We start from the raw sequence: 16,309 nt of genomic DNA on the forward strand, positions 1-16,309 counted from the left end.
AAAAAACGTGGCCCATCATAGCGACCCTTCCCGGGTTCAGGAAGCCGCAGTTGATTGAGTCTCGCTATGACGATCGATGGCTTTGGGTATGGCTGGCCTCACGAAGCAGCGGGCGCGACGAAGGAAATCCCGGTACGCAGGGCCGCGTTACGTACATGTTCCTGCATGGCTTTTTGCGCGGCGCCCGAAGCGCGCCGGGCCAGGGCGCGAAGGATCTTGCGATGTTCCTGCCAGGTTTCCATCGCCCGCTCCGCCCGGATGAACGGTAGTTTCTGGCTTTCCAGGAAGATGTCGGCGCTGGCGGTGAGGATGCTCAGCATCGCCTGGTTGCCGCTGGCCAACAAGATGCGCCGATGGAATTCGAAATCCAACCGCGCGGCGGCGTCGAAATCGCTGATCTTCAATTCCCGGCGCATGGCTTCGACATTATCTTGCAGCCTGTCCAGCTCATCGGCGCTGAGCGTCACCGCCGCCAACCCCGCCGCGAAACCCTCCAGGGCGTAGCGCAATTGGAAGATATCCACTGGCGAGGCCTGGGCCGCGAACGGCCAGCCCGGCGTCGACTCGCTGCGTGGAGCCTCTACCGGTGCCTGCACGAATACCCCCTTGCCCGGCTGCACGCTGATCATGCCCAGGGCACTGAGAGATGACAGCGCTTCGCGCAGCGAGGCCCGACTCACCCCCAATTGCAGCGCCAGGTCCCGTTGCGACGGCAACGCATCGCCCGGGCCGAAGCCTTCATCGACGATCAGTTTGCGGATGGCTTGCAGGGCCACTTCAGGAACGGCGCGAGCGATGGAATTCATGATTTTTAAGACGAACCGGGCCAGTGAGCGACTAGTTGTAAAGCTATTCACCGCGCCCGGCAAGTCGTGCCCCAGCGGGGTTCGGCGACAAATAACGACGCCCGATAACGGTGCGAAAAACACCGTAACTGTTCAGACCAGTAAGACCGCCTCCCACCAGCAAAACCGTGGCTTGGGCCGGTGAAAGGTCGCCTTGGCATGGCCTGTGCTCTGTCCGAACGCAGAAATCACATCACCGATTGCGGAGATTCGCCATGATTCAGCGTTGCAGCGCCCTGCTCACAGCCCTGTTTGCCAGCCTGATGCTCTGTCAGCTACCCGCCCACGCCGATGGCCTGGAAGACGTGGTCAAGCGTGGCACCCTCAAGGTCGCCGTGCCTCAGGACTTCCCGCCATTCGGCTCGGTGGGCCCGGACATGAAGCCCCGTGGCCTGGACATCGACACCGCGAAACTGCTGGCCGACCAGCTCAAGGTCAAGCTTGAGCTGACGCCGGTCAACAGCACCAACCGCATCCCCTTCCTGACCACCGGCAAGGTCGACCTGGTGATTTCCAGCCTGGGCAAGAACCCGGAGCGGGAAAAAGTCATCGACTTTTCCAATGCCTATGCGCCGTTCTACCTGGCCGTGTTCGGCCCGCCTGACGCTGCCATCAACAACCTGGACGACCTCAAGGGTAAGACCATCAGCGTCACCCGTGGCGCCATCGAAGACATCGAGCTGAGTACGGTTGCCCCCGAAGGCACCATCATCAAGCGCTTCGAAGACAACAACTCGACCATCGCCGCCTACCTGGCCGGTCAGGTCGACCTGATCGCCAGCGGCAACGTGGTGATGGTCGCCATCAGCGAACGTAACCCCAAGCGTGTTCCGGCGCTGAAGGTAAAACTCAAGGATTCGCCGGTGTACGTGGGCGTGAACAAAAACGAGCCGGCGCTGTTGGACAAGGTCAACCAGATTCTCGCCACCGCCAAGACCGATGGCAGCCTGGAGAAAAATTCCCAGACCTGGCTCAAGCAGCCGTTGCCGGCCGATCTCTGACCGACGCTTGAGAGGCTGAGCATGGCTTATCAGTTCGATTTTCTGCCGGTGGTGCAAAACACCGAGCTGCTGTTGCGTGGCGCGCTGTTCACCCTGGAGCTGACGGCCATCGGCACGTTGCTCGGAGTCGGCCTGGGCATCGTCGGGGCCGTGGTGCGGGCGTGGAGCATTCGTCCGTTCGCGGCAATCTTCGGTGTGTACGTGGAGTTGATCCGCAACACGCCGTTCCTGGTGCAGCTGTTTTTCATCTTCTTCGGCTTGCCGTCCCTGGGCCTGCAGATTTCCGAATGGCAAGCCGCAGTGCTGGCGATGGTGATCAACCTCGGCGCTTATTCCACTGAGATCATCCGTGCCGGCATCCAGGCGATCCCGCGGGGACAACTGGAAGCCGCCGCGGCCCTGGCGATGACCCGCTTCGAGGCCTTGCGCCATGTGGTGCTGCTGCCGGCGCTGGGCAAAGTCTGGCCGGCCCTGAGTAGCCAGATCATCATCGTGATGCTCGGCTCGGCGGTCTGTTCGCAGATCGCCACCGAAGAGTTGAGCTTTGCCGCCAACTTCATCCAGTCACGTAACTTCCGCGCGTTCGAAACCTATGCGCTGACCACGCTCATTTACTTGTGCATGGCGCTGTTGATCCGCCAGCTCCTGAACTGGGTGGGTCGCCGCTGCCTCTACAAGAGCAGCAACGGGAGCGGCCGATGAGCGATTTCACTTTCTGGGACGTGGTGCGCAACCTGCTCACCGGCCTGCAATGGACCCTGGCGCTGTCGCTGGTGGCGTTTATCGGTGGCGGCGTGATCGGCTTGCTGATCATGGTGTTGCGCATCTCCAAGAGCGCCCTGCCCCGCAACATCGCCCGTACCTACATTGAGCTGTTCCAAGGCACACCGCTGTTGATGCAACTGTTCCTGGTGTTCTTCGGCGTGGCCCTGGCCGGGGTGGAGATTTCCCCCTGGATGGCGGCGGCGATTGCCTTGACGCTGTTTACCAGCGCCTACCTGGCGGAGATCTGGCGCGGTTGTGTCGACTCGATTTCCCACGGCCAGTGGGAAGCCTCGGCGAGCCTGGCCCTCAACCCGCTGGAGCAGTTGCGCTATGTGATCCTGCCCCAGGCCCTGCGCATCGCCGTGGCGCCGACCGTGGGCTTTTCGGTGCAAGTGGTCAAGGGCACGGCCGTGACCTCGATCATTGGCTTTACCGAACTGACCAAGACCGGCGGCATGCTCGCCAACGCCACGTTCGAGCCGTTCATGGTCTATGGCCTGGTCGCCTTCGGTTATTTCCTGCTCTGCTACCCCTTGTCCCTCAGTGCGCGCTACCTGGAAAGGAGACTGCATGCCTCTGCTTAGAATTACCGCCCTGCACAAATACTACGGCGATCACCACGTGCTCAAAGGCATCGACCTGAGTGTCGAGGAAGGCCAGGTGGTGGCGATCATCGGCCGCAGCGGCTCGGGCAAATCCACCTTGCTGCGCACCCTCAATGGCCTGGAATCGATCAACGACGGTGTGATCGAAGTCGACGGCGAATACCTCGATGCGGCTCGCGCCGACCTGCGCAGCCTGCGGCAGAAAGTCGGGATGGTGTTCCAGCAATTCAACCTGTTCCCGCACCTGACGGTCGGCGAGAACGTGATGCTGGCGCCGCAGGTTGTTCAAAAAGTACCCAAGACCAAGGCGGCCGAGCTGGCACGGCAGATGCTGGAACGGGTCGGGCTCGGCGAGAAATTCGATGCCTTCCCGGACCGCTTGTCCGGTGGCCAGCAGCAACGGGTCGCGATTGCCCGGGCGCTGGCGATGTCGCCGAAAGTGCTGCTGTGCGATGAAATCACCTCGGCCCTGGACCCGGAGCTGGTCAACGAAGTGCTCAGCGTGGTGCGGCAGTTGGCCAAGGAAGGCATGACGTTGATCATGGTCACCCATGAAATGCGTTTTGCCCGGGAAGTCGGCGACAAACTGGTGTTCATGCACCAGGGCAAGGTGCATGAGGTGGGCGATCCCAAGGTGTTGTTCGCCGATCCGCAGACAGCCGAACTGGCGAACTTCATCGGGATGGTCGAGCCAGCCTGATCTTTGCTGCCAAAGAACAGTCTGTGGCGAGCGAGCTTGCTCCCGCTCGGTTCTGTAGGAGCTGGCGAAGCCTGCGATCTTTTGATCTTTCACTTATGACTCAATGGGCAGCGGAAAGATCGCAGCCTCGTTGCACTCGACAGCTCCTACAGGCCCAGCGGGAGCAAGCTCCCTCGCCACAAAGGCACCCTGCAGGCTGCTCTGGCTCAAGGGTTTGGTTCAGGCGCGTTGGCGTAAGCGGTTGATCGTGGCAGGATGACGTGGTTATCGACCGAGACTTTTTGACCATGCCGCCATCCCAAGCCAAGAATCTGTCCCTGATCGCTGCCATCGACCTGGGCTCCAACAGCTTCCACATGGTCGTCGCCAAGGCGCAGAACGGGGAAATCCGCATTCTTGAGCGGCTCGGCGAGAAGGTCCAACTGGCCGCCGGTATCGACGAAGCACGAAAGCTGAGCGAGGAATCCATCCAGCGCGGGCTCGATTGCCTCAAGCGGTTTGCCCAACTGATCAACGGCATGCCCCTGGGTGCGGTGCGGATCGTGGGCACCAACGCCCTGCGCGAGGCGCGCAACCGGGGCGAGTTCATCCGCCGCGCCGAAGAAATCCTCGGACATCCGGTGGAAGTCATCTCCGGCCGTGAAGAAGCCCGCCTGATTTATCTGGGCGTTTCCCACACCTTGGCCGACACCCCGGGCAAGCGCCTGGTGGCGGACATCGGCGGCGGCAGTACCGAATTCATCATCGGACAGCGCTTCGAACCGCTGCTGCGCGAAAGCCTGCAGATGGGTTGCGTCAGCTACACCCAACGTTATTTCCGCGACGGCAAGATCACCCCGGCCCGCTATGCCCAGGCCTACACCGCGGCGCGCTTGGAAATCATGAGTATCGAACACGCCCTGCACCGCCTGGCCTGGGACGAAGCCATCGGTTCCTCAGGGACCATTCGGGCCATCGGCCTGGCCCTCAAGGCTGGCGGCCACGGCACTGGCGAGGTCAACGCCGAAGGGCTGGCCTGGCTCAAGCGCAGGGTGTTCAAGCTCGGCGACGCGGACAAGATCGATTTCGACGGCATCAAGCCCGATCGCCGGGCAATTTTCCCTGCAGGCCTGGCCATCCTCGAGGCGATTTTCGACGCCCTCGAACTGCAACGCATGGACCACTGTGACGGCGCCCTGCGCGAAGGTGTGCTGTATGACCTATTGGGGCGTCATCATCACGAAGACGTCCGGGAGCGTACCCTGGGCTCGCTCATGGAGCGTTATCACGTTGACCAAGAACAAGCCGCACGGGTCGAACGCAAGGCGCTGCACGCCTTCGACCAGGTGGCCGACGATTGGGACCTTAACGACGGCGTCTGGCGCGAGCTGCTGGGCTGGGCCGCCAAGGTCCATGAAGTGGGCCTGGACATTGCCCACTATCACTACCACAAGCATGGCGCCTACCTGATCGAGCATTCGGACCTGGCGGGGTTTTCCCGGGAAGACCAGCAAATGCTCGCGCTGTTGGTCCGCGGCCATCGGCGCAACATTCCCAAGGATAAATTTGCCGAGTTCGGCGATAACGGCAGCAAGCTGATTCGTTTGTGCGTGCTGCTGCGCTTTGCGATCCTGTTCCATCACATCCGTGGCACCCAGGAAATGCCCCAGGTGGTCCTGCACGCCAATGGCGATCAGTTGGATGTGCTGTTTCCCGAAGGTTGGCTGGAAGAGAATCAACTGACCCAGGCCGACTTCGCCCAGGAAGCCGACTGGTTGACCCGGGTCGGGATTGTGCTGAACATTCACTGATCGCTTGCCGGTGGCTCTACAATCCCGCCGGCTCCCGCTGGGCCTGTAGGAGCTGTCGAGTGCAACGAGGCTGCGATCTTTCCCCAGACACTTGAGTCTCAAGCGAAAGATCAAAAGATCGCCGCCTTCGGCAGCTCCTACAGTACAGCCCGCAGGAACAAACTCCCCCGCCGCAGACCTTAACGAACCGCCAACACCGGGCTACTCAAGCGCTCCAGCAAAGTCGCCTGGGCGCTGCGCGGGTTCTGATTACCGGTCGGCGTGTTGCGGATGTAACGGCCATCCGACTGCAAGCTCCAGCTGTGGGTGTTGTCGGTGAGGTAGCTTTCCAGCTCTTTCTTGACCCGCAGGATCAACTTCTTGCCCTCCACCGGGAAGCAGGTCTCGACCCGCTTGTCGAGGTTGCGCTCCATCCAGTCGGCGCTGGACAGGAACATCTGCTCCTCACCGCCGTTGAGGAAGTAGAACACCCGCGTATGTTCCAGGAAGCGCCCGATGATCGAGCGTACGTGGATGTTATGGGACACCCCCGCAATGCCCGGCCGCAGGCAGCACATGCCACGCACCACCAGGTCGATGCGCACACCCGACTGGCTGGCCTTGTACAACGCACGAATGATCTTCGGGTCGGTCAGCGAGTTGAACTTGGCAATGATGTGGGCCGGCTTGCCCTCCAGGGCGAACTGCGTCTCCCGGGCGATCATGTCGAGCATGCCCTTTTTCAGGGTGAACGGCGCGTGCAGCAGTTTTTTCATGCGCAGGGTCTTGCCCATGCCGATCAACTGGCTGAACAGCTTACCGACGTCTTCGCACAAGGCGTCGTCAGAGGTCAGCAGGCTGTAGTCGGTGTACAGCCGGGCGTTGGCGGCGTGGTAGTTGCCGGTGCCCAAGTGGGCGTAACGCACGATCTCACCGGCTTCACGGCGCAGGATGAGCATCATCTTGGCGTGAGTCTTGAAGCCGACCACGCCATAAATCACCACCGCACCGGCCGCTTGCAGGCGGCTGGCCAGTTGCAGGTTGGATTCTTCGTCGAAGCGCGCGCGCAATTCGATCACCGCCGTGACTTCCTTGCCGTTTCGCGCCGCGTCCACCAGGGCATCGACGATTTCCGAGTTGGCGCCGCTGCGGTACAGGGTCTGGCGCACCGCCAGGACGTGGGGGTCCTTGGCGGCCTGGCGCAGCAGATCGACCACCGGCGTAAACGATTCGAACGGGTGCAACAGCAGGATGTCCTGCTTGCTGATCACGCTGAAAATGTTCTCGCTGTTTTGCAGCAGTTTCGGGATCTGTGGCGTGAACGGCAGGTATTGCAGCTCCGGATGGCTGTCCAGGCCGGTGATGCTGAACAGTCGGGTCAGGTTGACCGGGCCGTTGACCTGATACAGCTCGGTCTCATGCAGGTTGAACTGCTTGAGTAGGTAATCGGACAGGTGTTTCGGGCAGGTATCGGCCACTTCCAGGCGCACCGCATCACCGTAGCGACGGGAGAACAGCTCGCCGCGCAGGGCGCGGGCCAGGTCTTCGACGTCCTCGGTGTCCACCGACAGATCGGCGTTGCGCGTCAGGCGGAACTGGTAGCAACCCTTCACCTTCATACCCTGGAACAGGTCATCGGCGTGGGCGTGGATCATCGACGACAGGAACACATAATTGTCGCCGGGACCGCCGACGTCTTCCGGTACGCGGATGATGCGCGGCAGCAGGCGTGGCGCCGGAATGATCGCCAGGCCGGAATCGCGGCCGAAGGCGTCGATGCCTTCCAGTTCAACGATGAAGTTCAGGCTCTTGTTGACCAGCAGCGGGAACGGGTGCGTCGGATCGAGGCCGATCGGCGTAATGATCGGCGCGATCTCGTCACGGAAATAGCGGCGCACCCAAGTCTTGATCTTAGTGTTCCAGTTGCGGCGACGGATGAAGCGCACCTGGTGCTTTTCCAGTTCCGGCAACAGGATGTCGTTAAGGATCGCGTACTGGCGGTCAACGTGACCGTGGACCAGCTCGCTGATGCGCGCCAGGGCCTGGTGCGGTTGCAAGCCGTCGGCGCCGGCCTGTTCACGGGCAAAGGTGATCTGCTTCTTCAGGCCGGCGACGCGGATCTCGAAAAACTCATCCAGGTTGCTGGAAAAGATCAGCAGGAATTTCAGCCGTTCCAGCAGCGGGTAGGACTCGTCCAGCGCCTGCTCCAGCACGCGGATGTTGAACTGCAGTTGCGACAGCTCGCGATGGATGTACAGACTGCTGTCATCCAGGCTGGGAATCACAATCGCCGGGGCCGGTGCGGGCTCGACGACAACTGGGGCTGCGGGCTCCATCGCTGGCGGTGTCTCGGCAACCTGCTCGACCACGGGTTGAGCGTCTTTTACGGCAACTTCGGAGAGTCCTTCGGTATTCATCGCAAGTTCCTGGGAGGCTATTTCTGCTCTCGTAACAATTGGGCGGCGCGCACGGCAAAGTAAGTCAGGATGCCATCAGCGCCTGCGCGTTTGAAAGCGGTCAAGGACTCCAGGATTACCCCTTCGCCCAACCAGCCGTTCTGGATCGCGGCCATGTGCATGGCGTACTCGCCGCTGACCTGATAAACAAAGGTCGGCACTTTGAATTCGTCTTTGACCCGGCAAAGAATGTCGAGGTAGGGCATGCCAGGCTTGACCATGACCATATCTGCCCCTTCTGACAAGTCAGCCGCCACTTCGTGCAAGGCTTCCTGACTGTTGGCCGGGTCCATCTGATAAGAAGCCTTGTTGGCCTTGCCCAGGTTCAGGGCCGAGCCGACCGCGTCGCGGAACGGGCCGTAATAGGCGCTCGCGTATTTGGCCGAGTAGGCCATGATTCGCACGTTGACGTGACCGGCCACCTCGAGGGCTTCGCGGATCGCCTGGATACGCCCGTCCATCATGTCCGACGGCGCCACTACCTGCGCCCCGGCCTCGGCGTGGGACAGGGCCTGCCGGACCAGTGCATCGACCGTAATGTCGTTCTGCACGTAACCTTCTTCATCGAGAATACCGTCCTGCCCGTGGGTGGTGAACGGGTCCAGTGCCACGTCGGTGATCACCCCCAACTCCGGGAAGCGCGCGCGCAGAGCGCGGGTCGCACGCTGGGCGATGCCCTCCGGGTTCCAGGCTTCGGCGGCGTCCAGAGACTTGAGTGTCGGCGGCGTGACCGGGAACAGCGCCAATGCCGGAATACCCAACTCGACCCAGTGAGTGGCTTCCTCAAGCAGCAGGTCGATCGTCAGGCGCTCCACCCCGGGCATCGACGCCACCGCTTCGCGACGGTTCTCACCGTCCAGAACGAATACCGGCAGGATCAGGTCATTGGTGGTCAGCACGTTTTCACGCACTAGCCGACGAGAGAACTCATCACGACGGTTGCGACGCAGGCGGGTAGCAGGGAACAGACGATTGGCGGGGGTAAAGCTCACGGCAGACTCCTGAGCCCGTGCTGGCGGGCGAGCGTGACAGTTATAAGCGCCCATTATGACGAAGACATTACAGTTTATGTGTGCCTGCGTCCTGTCGTCGCAGTTATTGTCATTGTAGGAATTGTTCACGTCGAGACACATTTCGATACTTTCCTGAATGTGCCTGAAGGGTTAGGCTGCGCGTTCATTTCGCCAGCACCCAGACAATGCTCCAACAATTTCTGCATGACTTCGGCTACTTGGCCCTGTTTATCGGCACGTTCTTCGAAGGCGAAACCATCCTCGTGCTCGCAGGTTTCCTGGCGTTCCGTGGCTACATGGACATCAACCTAGTCGTCGTCGTGGCGTTCTGCGGCAGCTACGCGGGCGATCAGCTGTGGTATTTCCTGGGACGCAAGCACGGTCGCAAGCTCCTGGCCCGCAAGCCACGCTGGCAGTTGATGGGGGATCGGGCGCTGGAGCATATTCGCCGGCATCCGGACATCTGGGTCCTGAGCTTCCGCTTCGTCTATGGCCTGCGCACGGTGATGCCGGTGGCGATCGGTCTGTCAGGCTATCCGCCGGGTCGCTACCTGTTGCTCAACGGCATCGGGGCGGCGATCTGGGCCACGGCGTTGGCCGCGGCCGCGTACCACTTTGGCGCGGTGCTCGAAGGCATACTGGGCAGCATCAAGAAGTATGAGTTGTGGGTCCTCGGCGCGCTGCTGGTGCTGGGCCTAGTCTTGTGGCTGCGCCGACGTATCAAGAATGCGCGCCTGGCCAGAAAAATCCTCGAAGCCGAGCGCCTGGAACAAGCCCGGTCCGGCGAACCTACGACGCCAACCGAGTAAACCGGGTACGAGAGCAATACAGCCCGATGCCGCTGAGCAGGCTGTAGCTGAGCAGCACGACCCAGGCCCCATGGCTCATCACAGCGCTGGCCGACCACAACCCGGCCAGGGGCGCCAGCCATACCAGCGGCAGGTTCGAGGCCAGCCGCAACAGCTCCAGCCTCAACGCCCACGGGCGATTCTCCAGGGCCACGCCCAACACGAACAGGCCGAACGCCACCGCGCCCCAACCCAGCACCAGGGCGGCGACCGGCAGGCTGGCTTCAAGGTTCATCAGATAACTGCCCAGGGCAATGTAGGCGCAGAACTGCAGCCCCACGTACCACTGCTGGCGAGCCTCCAACGGCACTTCGAATTTGCGGAACTGGCTCAAGTCCGGCTTGTTCAGCGGGTACCTGGCCGCGACATCCGCCGGACGCCAACCGGTGGGCATGAACCAGATCCGCAGCTTGTCCCACCAACGCCCGGCCCGACGAGCATCGGCCCCTAGCTGCGCATAGAACTGCAGGTTGGCCCACACCGGATTCCAACTGGCCAGCGGCGTGGTCACGCCGAAAATCACCGGTTCGTTGGCATCTTCTTCCTGGAAGGTGCCAAACAGACGGTCCCAAATAATGAACACCCCGCCGTAGTTGCGATCCATGTAGAGAGGGTTCTGTGCATGGTGGGCACGATGATTGGACGGCGTAACGAGGCACCACTCCAGCCAGCCGAGCTTGGGGATGTGCTGGGTGTGGACCCAGAACTGATACAGCAGATTCAACGCCGCGACGCTGACGAACACCTCCAGCGGCACGCCCACTACGGCGAGCGGGACGTAGAAGATCCAGCTCAGCAGGAACCCGGTGCTGGTCTGGCGCAATGCGGTGCAAAGGTTGTAGTCCTCGCTCTGGTGGTGCACCGAATGAGCGGCCCAGAGGATGTTGCGTTCATGGCCCATGCGGTGCAGCCAGTAATAGCAGAAGTCGTAGAGCACAAAGGCAAACACCCAAGTCCAGGCGCGGTCGGCAGGCAGCCCGATGACAGCCAGGTGTTTCAACGCAAAGGCGTAGGTCACCAGCCCCATGCCTTTAGTCAAAAGGCCCGTCGTGGTCGACAGTACGCCGGTGCTCAAGCTGTTGATCGCGTCTGCCACACGGTAGTGGCTCACGCCCCGCCAGCGATCAGCCAGCAACTCGACGGCGATCAGCACGAAGAAGAACGGCACGGCATACAGGATGAAGTTCATGACGCAACCCGGGCATGCAAGGCAGGGAGATAGTCGGCAGATTAGGTGTAGCTGCCCCATCCCCCTATGGCAACGAGTGACAAATTAGTAGACATTTAACGCCATGAATATGGAGAAAAAACCATGAGCAAAAAAATTGCGGTGATCCTTTCCGGCTGTGGCGTGTATGACGGCGCCGAGATCCACGAAAGCGTGATCACCTTGCTGCGTCTCGATCAGCGTGGAGCTCACGTCCAGTGCTTCGCCCCCAACATTGCCCAGTTGCATGTGATCAATCACCTGACCGGCGAGGAAATGCCCGAGAGCCGCAACGTGTTGGTGGAATCGGCACGGATCGCCCGGGGCAACGTGAAAGACCTGCGTGAAGCCAGGGTCGAGGACTTCGACGCCCTGATCGTCCCCGGCGGTTTTGGCTCGGCGAAAAACCTGTCCAACTTCGCCGTCGAAGGCGCCGGCTGCACGGTCCAGCCAGAGGTCCTGGCATTGGCCGAGGCCTTTGCCGAGGCCGGCAAACCAGTCGGGCTGATCTGCATCTCCCCGGCCATGGCGGCGAAAATCTACGGCCCGGGAGTGGTCTGCACCATCGGCAACGACGTCGACACGGCCGCCGCGGTGACCAAAATGGGGGGCACTCACGAAGAGTGCACCGTCACCGATATCGTCGAAGACCGCGCGCGCAAACTGGTCAGCACCCCGGCCTACATGCTGGCGCAGAACATCAGCGAAGCGGCTTCTGGCATCCACAAGCTGGTGGACCGGGTGTTGGAGTTGACACACGAAAACGACGCCTGACACCGCCGAATTCCCTCCTGTGGGAGCGGGCTTGCTCGCGAAAGCGGTGTGTCAGCCACTCGATGGGCCAACTGAACCGGCGCCTTCGCGAGCAAGCCCGCTCCCACAAGGGGATTGAGGCAAGGCTCAGGAAATTCGGGTCAGGCGCGTCAGGATCCGATCCAGCGCATTGGCAAACCCCTGCTTGTCCCGCTCGCTATACGCCGCCGGGCCGCCGCCCATGTGGCCCTGTTCACGTAAATCGGAGAACAGGTTGCGCACCGCCAGCCGATCGCCCATGTTCTGGGCATCGAACTCCTTGCCTCGTGGATCCAGGGCGGCAACGCCCTTCTTCACCAACCGGTCGGCCAAGGGCACGTCGCTGCAGATCACCAGCTCACCCGGCTCGGCGTACGCCACCAGGTAATCGTCCGCCGCGTCAGGGCCACTGGGCACCACGATCAGCTTCACACAAGCCAGGGCTGGCTTGATCTGCGGCTGACCGGCCACCATCACCACCTCGAACCGGCGCTTCAAGGCGAACTTGACCACCAGTTCTTTCGCCGCCTTGGGGCAGGCATCGGCGTCGATCCATACGCGCATTGAGTGGTTTCCTCTAGGTTAAAAGCATCGCGGGCAAGCTTGCTCCCACACAAGCCTTGCCCCAACAGGGGAGTGTTGACTGTGGGAGCAAGGCTTGCCCGTGATTATGAGCGCAGCGAATGCTTTTCAGGAAACCTGGACCCTACGTTTCTCCACCACCCAACTGCGCCCATACAGCACCACGATCGCCAGGATCGCCACCACTTGAGCGGCCAGCGAATAGGCATCGGCATGAATGCCCAGCCAGTCAAAGTCGAAGAACGCCACCGGATGGGTGCCGAAGATCCCGGCTTCCTGCAATGCCTTCACGCCGTGACCGGCGAATACCACCGACAGCGCGCACAGTAACCCAGCGTTGATGCTGAAGAACAACGCCAGCGGCAGTTTCGCCGAGCCGCGCAGGATCACCCAGGCCAGCCCCATCAACAACACCAGCGCCGTCACGCCACCGGCCAGTACTGCGTTGTGCCCGGCGGGGCCCGCTTGCAACCACAGGGTTTCGTAGAACAGGATCACCTCGAACAGTTCGCGATAGACCGAGAAGAACGCCAGGATCGCAAAACCAAAACGACCACCGCCGCCCACCAGGCTGCTCTTGATGTAGTCCTGCCAGGCCGCTGCGTGGCGACGGTCGTGCATCCAGACCCCCAGCCACAGCACCATCACACTGGCGAACAAGGCCGTCGCGCCTTCGAGCAACTCACGCTGGGCACCGCTGACGTCAATCACATACGCCGCCACCCCCCAGGTCGCCAGGCCGGCCAACAGTGCCAGGCCCCAACCGACGTTAACGCTGCGCACGGCCGACTGCTGACCGGTGTTGCGCAGGAACGCCAGGATCGCCGCCAGCACCAGGATCGCCTCCAGCCCTTCGCGCAGCAGAATCAGCAACCCGGAGATGTAGCTCAGCGACCAGCTCAAGCCATCGCCGCCCAGCAGGTCGGCTGACGCCTTCAACTTGGCCTTGGCCGCGTCCAGGCGCTGTACCGTCTGCTCGATCGGCAAACCGTCCTGCAAAGACTGACGGTAGGCCATCAGGGACTTTTCGGTGTCCTTGCGCACGTTGGCGTCGACGTTATCCAGCGAGCTTTCTACCAGCTCGAAACCTTCCAGGTAAGCGGCTACCGACAGATCGTAGGCCTGGTCGTGGTCACCGGCACGATACGCCGCGATGCTTTTATCCAGGGTGGCCGCCGTGTAGTCGAGCAACTGCGCCGGGCCACGTTGCACCTGCGGCGGCTGGGCACGCTGGGCACGGAACGTCGCCGCCACTGCCGTGCCTTGCGCGGCGAGGACTTCGGCCGGGGTCTGGCGCGCCAGGTCAGCGAGGTTGAAGACCTGTTCACTTTTGGCGGCCGCCGGGTCGGCGCTGAAACTGGCGATGTAGGTCGCTAGGTCCCAGCGCTGACGGTCGTCGAGCTGATCGGCGAAGGCCGGCATGTCGGTGCCGTCGATGCCCATGCCGACGGTGTTGTAGATCGCATAAAGACTCAGGCGATCCAGCCGCTGGGCGTCCCGCATGTTGGCGGGCGGCGGTTCCAGGCCGACACCGGCAGGACCGTCGCCAGCACCGTTGGCACCGTGGCACACCGAGCAATTCTGGGCATACAGCGGTGCGCCGCGGGAAGGATCGGGGGTGATGACCGGCGCCTGGCTGACTTCATACGCCACTGCCAACCGAGCCCCCAGTTGCCGCGTCAGGCGGGCGACATCGCCGCCGTCCTGGCGCTGGGTGATTGCATTGCGCAGGGTGTCGATGCCGTGGACCAGCTCAGTCTTTTCCGGCTTGGCCGGCAGCCCGGCGATCAACCCTTCCAACACCTGGGTGAATTCCAGCTGCTCGCGGTATTCCCCCTCCTCGATGACCTTGCCTGCCTCGACCGTCGCTGGGTAATCCGCGCCGATGTAATCCAGCAAATGCAGCGCCTGGGGGGCGCCCTCGACGGTGTCGGCCAGCAGCGGGGGGCTGCACAGCGCAAGCAATGGCAGTACAAGCCAGGCCAGGAAACGGAACGGCGCAGTCATGAATGACTCTCGGTTGGTAATAAGAAGTAACACATTGTTCACTTCCAATGACTTTGGCTCAAGAGCCGATGTGCTTTGGCGGCACATTTTCATCGGATATTCGTACTTTGAAGGTGATGTCACAAAAAAGGCATTTCGAGATCGAAAAGCCATTACATAGCCAAGCGCCATGTTTATAATCGCGCCGCCTTCTTATTGTTGGATGGCATAAAAGCTCCTCTTTTTATGAGGAACCGGCAGCGTCTCGACGCTTGTCCGTGGGATCGATCCAGCCCGACCCGCAAACTCGGCTGTTACTCAGGGAAGAAATGTTCATGGCATCCCGTGTCGCTTTTCCGGTCGCCCTCGGTGCGATCACCTTGTTGTCCGGCTGTTCGGCCCTTCGCAACTACGACAGTGAATTGGCCCAGACCAACCAGCAACTGGCTTCCGGCAACGTCGACGCCGCATTGACACTGCTGGAAAAGAACAACACCAGCCAGGACAAGGACCTGCTGTACTACTTCGAGAAAGGTGAGTTGCTGCGCGCCAAGGGTGATTTGTCCGGCAGCCAGACGGCCTGGACCAGCGCCGACCAACAGGTTGGTCAATGGGAAGACGCGGTCAAACTCGACACGGCCAAGTACCTGGCCCAGTTCGGCAGCTTCCTGGTCAACGATAAAGTCCGCCGCTACGAAGGCTACGATTACGAAAAGGTCATGCTGACCACGCAGATGGCCCTGAACCTGCTGGCGGTGAATGACTTCGATGGCGCGCGAACCCAGATCAAGAAGACCCACGAACGCGAAGCGGTGATCGCCGACCTGCGGGACAAGGAATACCTCAAGCGCGAGGAAGACGCCGAGAAGCAAGGGGTCAAGACCGAATACAAGGACCTCAAGGGTTATCCGGTGGCCAGCCTCGACGCCCCGGAAGTGGTCAGCCTGAAAAACAGTTATCAGAGCGCGTTCAGCCATTACCTGGCCGGCTTCGTCTACGAAGCCCTGGGTGAAAAAGACCTGGCCGCACCGGGCTACCGCAAGGCCGCCGAACTGCGCCCCAACACGCCGCTGCTGGAACAGGCCCTGCTCAACCTCGACAAGCCTGCCGCCAAGAACGATGACAGCGACATCCTGATCGTGGTGCAGAGTGGCCTGGCACCGTCCCGGGACTCGATCCGTATTCCCCTGCCCTTGCCGATCAGCGGCAACCTGGTCATCACGCCGTTGTCGTTCCCGCTGATCAAGCCTGACACCTCCACGGCCACCTTCAGCCAAATCGGTGTCGACGGCCGTCAGTTGGAGCTGACCCAACTCAACAGCACCACCGCCATGTCCCGCCGCGCCCTGCGCGACGACATGCCAGGCATCATCCTGCGCACCACCGTGCGCGCCATCACCCGTGGCGTGGCGCAAAAGCAGATCAACGACACCAACCCACTGGCCGGCCTCGCCGTCGGCCTCACCTCGGCCGTACTCGAAGGCGCCGACACCCGGACCTGGCGCACCCTGCCTGACTACACCCAAGTGGTGCGCCTGCGCCTGAAGAAAGGCGAGCACCAGGTCACCTTGCCAAGCTCGGTGGGCGGCTCGGTGGTCCAGGTCACCGTCGACCAACGCTACCAGGTCATCAGCCTGCGGGCGGTGGGTAACCAGGTGTACGCCGGTGGCCTGGCTGCCCAGGTGATACCAAACGCCAACCCGAGCGCCATCGCCCTCAAGCAACCTTAAGAACGGAGTC

General features: G+C 61.7%; 14 protein-coding genes. 8 read left to right on the forward strand and 6 right to left on the reverse strand.

What is annotated here, in order from left to right:
* Nucleotides 1-98 precede the first annotated feature (98 nt).
* Nucleotides 99-806: a FadR/GntR family transcriptional regulator gene (locus AACY42_RS12030; protein WP_339479535.1), complete on the reverse strand. Its 708-nt coding sequence runs from the start codon at nucleotides 804-806 to the stop codon at nucleotides 99-101.
* 254 nt (nucleotides 807-1,060) lie between these two features.
* Between AACY42_RS12030 and AACY42_RS12035 the strand changes: the two genes are divergently transcribed.
* From AACY42_RS12035 to ppx, 5 genes are all read left to right on the forward strand, one after another.
* Nucleotides 1,061-1,846, forward strand: coding sequence for a transporter substrate-binding domain-containing protein (locus AACY42_RS12035; RefSeq protein ID WP_339479536.1), 786 nt, complete (start codon nucleotides 1,061-1,063; stop codon nucleotides 1,844-1,846).
* A gap of 21 nt (nucleotides 1,847-1,867) precedes the next feature.
* On the forward strand, nucleotides 1,868-2,548 hold the full coding sequence (locus AACY42_RS12040; protein ID WP_339479538.1) for an amino acid ABC transporter permease: 681 nt from the start codon (nucleotides 1,868-1,870) through the stop codon (nucleotides 2,546-2,548).
* Nucleotides 2,545-3,195, forward strand: coding sequence for an amino acid ABC transporter permease (locus AACY42_RS12045; RefSeq protein WP_339479540.1), 651 nt, complete (start codon nucleotides 2,545-2,547; stop codon nucleotides 3,193-3,195). Before AACY42_RS12040 ends, AACY42_RS12045 begins: the two co-directional genes overlap by 4 nt.
* Complete coding sequence (locus tag AACY42_RS12050) at nucleotides 3,182-3,916, forward strand: amino acid ABC transporter ATP-binding protein (RefSeq protein WP_339479542.1); 735 nt, start codon at nucleotides 3,182-3,184, stop codon at nucleotides 3,914-3,916. The genes AACY42_RS12045 and AACY42_RS12050 overlap by 14 nt, the downstream gene beginning before the upstream one ends.
* Before the next feature lie 287 nt (nucleotides 3,917-4,203).
* Nucleotides 4,204-5,706 carry an exopolyphosphatase gene (ppx, locus tag AACY42_RS12055; RefSeq protein ID WP_339479544.1) on the forward strand — a complete coding sequence of 501 codons (1,503 nt, stop codon included), beginning with the start codon at nucleotides 4,204-4,206 and terminating at the stop codon, nucleotides 5,704-5,706.
* 179 nt (nucleotides 5,707-5,885) lie between these two features.
* Here the strand turns inward: ppx and ppk1 are convergent, their stop codons facing one another.
* Together ppk1 and hemB are read right to left on the reverse strand one after the other, a co-directional pair.
* Nucleotides 5,886-8,102, reverse strand: coding sequence for a polyphosphate kinase 1 (ppk1, locus tag AACY42_RS12060; protein WP_339479546.1), 2,217 nt, complete (start codon nucleotides 8,100-8,102; stop codon nucleotides 5,886-5,888).
* A 17-nt stretch (nucleotides 8,103-8,119) separates the two neighbouring features.
* Complete coding sequence (hemB, locus tag AACY42_RS12065; protein ID WP_339479547.1) at nucleotides 8,120-9,133, reverse strand: porphobilinogen synthase; 1,014 nt, start codon at nucleotides 9,131-9,133, stop codon at nucleotides 8,120-8,122.
* A 206-nt stretch (nucleotides 9,134-9,339) separates the two neighbouring features.
* On the opposite strand from hemB, the gene AACY42_RS12070 reads away from it, so the two are divergent.
* A complete protein-coding gene (locus AACY42_RS12070; RefSeq protein WP_339479549.1) occupies nucleotides 9,340-9,963 on the forward strand; it encodes a DedA family protein in 624 nt (207 codons plus the stop codon).
* On the opposite strand, the gene AACY42_RS12075 is transcribed toward AACY42_RS12070, so the two are convergent.
* A complete protein-coding gene (locus AACY42_RS12075) occupies nucleotides 9,944-11,191 on the reverse strand; it encodes a sterol desaturase family protein (RefSeq protein WP_339479551.1) in 1,248 nt (415 codons plus the stop codon). The two genes, AACY42_RS12070 and AACY42_RS12075, sit on opposite strands and share 20 nt — an antisense overlap.
* Nucleotides 11,192-11,314: 123 nt before the next feature.
* Here AACY42_RS12075 and elbB point away from each other — a divergent pair, with 123 nt between their 5' ends.
* A complete protein-coding gene (gene elbB, locus AACY42_RS12080; RefSeq protein WP_339479553.1) occupies nucleotides 11,315-11,983 on the forward strand; it encodes an isoprenoid biosynthesis glyoxalase ElbB in 669 nt (222 codons plus the stop codon).
* 126 nt (nucleotides 11,984-12,109) lie between these two features.
* Here the strand turns inward: elbB and AACY42_RS12085 are convergent, their stop codons facing one another.
* Nucleotides 12,110-12,565: a YaiI/YqxD family protein gene (locus AACY42_RS12085; protein ID WP_339479554.1), complete on the reverse strand. Its 456-nt coding sequence runs from the start codon at nucleotides 12,563-12,565 to the stop codon at nucleotides 12,110-12,112.
* Nucleotides 12,566-12,691: 126 nt separating this feature from the next.
* Nucleotides 12,692-14,590 carry a cytochrome c/FTR1 family iron permease gene (locus AACY42_RS12090; protein ID WP_339479555.1) on the reverse strand — a complete coding sequence of 633 codons (1,899 nt, stop codon included), beginning with the start codon at nucleotides 14,588-14,590 and terminating at the stop codon, nucleotides 12,692-12,694.
* A 314-nt stretch (nucleotides 14,591-14,904) separates the two neighbouring features.
* Between AACY42_RS12090 and AACY42_RS12095 the strand changes: the two genes are divergently transcribed.
* Entirely contained in the window at nucleotides 14,905-16,299 is a 1,395-nt protein-coding gene (locus AACY42_RS12095; protein ID WP_339479556.1) for a COG3014 family protein, read from the forward strand.
* Nucleotides 16,300-16,309 lie beyond the last annotated feature (10 nt).

The organism is Pseudomonas sp. RL_5y_Pfl2_73 (genome assembly GCF_963970515.1).
GTDB lineage: Bacteria > Pseudomonadota > Gammaproteobacteria > Pseudomonadales > Pseudomonadaceae > Aquipseudomonas.

Bases quoted from the DNA above. Each gene is read 5' to 3' on its own strand.
- AACY42_RS12035 (WP_339479536.1), top strand. From the start codon at position 1,061: ATGATTCAGCGTTGCAGCGCCCTGCTCACAGCCCTGTTTGCCAGCCTG.
- AACY42_RS12090 (WP_339479555.1), bottom strand. From the start codon at position 14,590: ATGACTGCGCCGTTCCGTTTCCTGGCCTGGCTTGTACTGCCATTGCTT.
- AACY42_RS12045 (WP_339479540.1), top strand. From the start codon at position 2,545: ATGAGCGATTTCACTTTCTGGGACGTGGTGCGCAACCTGCTCACCGGC.
- AACY42_RS12085 (WP_339479554.1), bottom strand. From the start codon at position 12,565: ATGCGCGTATGGATCGACGCCGATGCCTGCCCCAAGGCGGCGAAAGAA.
- AACY42_RS12070 (WP_339479549.1), top strand. From the start codon at position 9,340: ATGCTCCAACAATTTCTGCATGACTTCGGCTACTTGGCCCTGTTTATC.
- AACY42_RS12095 (WP_339479556.1), top strand. From the start codon at position 14,905: ATGGCATCCCGTGTCGCTTTTCCGGTCGCCCTCGGTGCGATCACCTTG.
- ppk1 (WP_339479546.1), bottom strand. From the start codon at position 8,102: ATGAATACCGAAGGACTCTCCGAAGTTGCCGTAAAAGACGCTCAACCC.
- elbB (WP_339479553.1), top strand. From the start codon at position 11,315: ATGAGCAAAAAAATTGCGGTGATCCTTTCCGGCTGTGGCGTGTATGAC.
- AACY42_RS12050 (WP_339479542.1), top strand. From the start codon at position 3,182: ATGCCTCTGCTTAGAATTACCGCCCTGCACAAATACTACGGCGATCAC.
- ppx (WP_339479544.1), top strand. From the start codon at position 4,204: ATGCCGCCATCCCAAGCCAAGAATCTGTCCCTGATCGCTGCCATCGAC.
- AACY42_RS12040 (WP_339479538.1), top strand. From the start codon at position 1,868: ATGGCTTATCAGTTCGATTTTCTGCCGGTGGTGCAAAACACCGAGCTG.
- AACY42_RS12030 (WP_339479535.1), bottom strand. From the start codon at position 806: ATGAATTCCATCGCTCGCGCCGTTCCTGAAGTGGCCCTGCAAGCCATC.
- AACY42_RS12075 (WP_339479551.1), bottom strand. From the start codon at position 11,191: ATGAACTTCATCCTGTATGCCGTGCCGTTCTTCTTCGTGCTGATCGCC.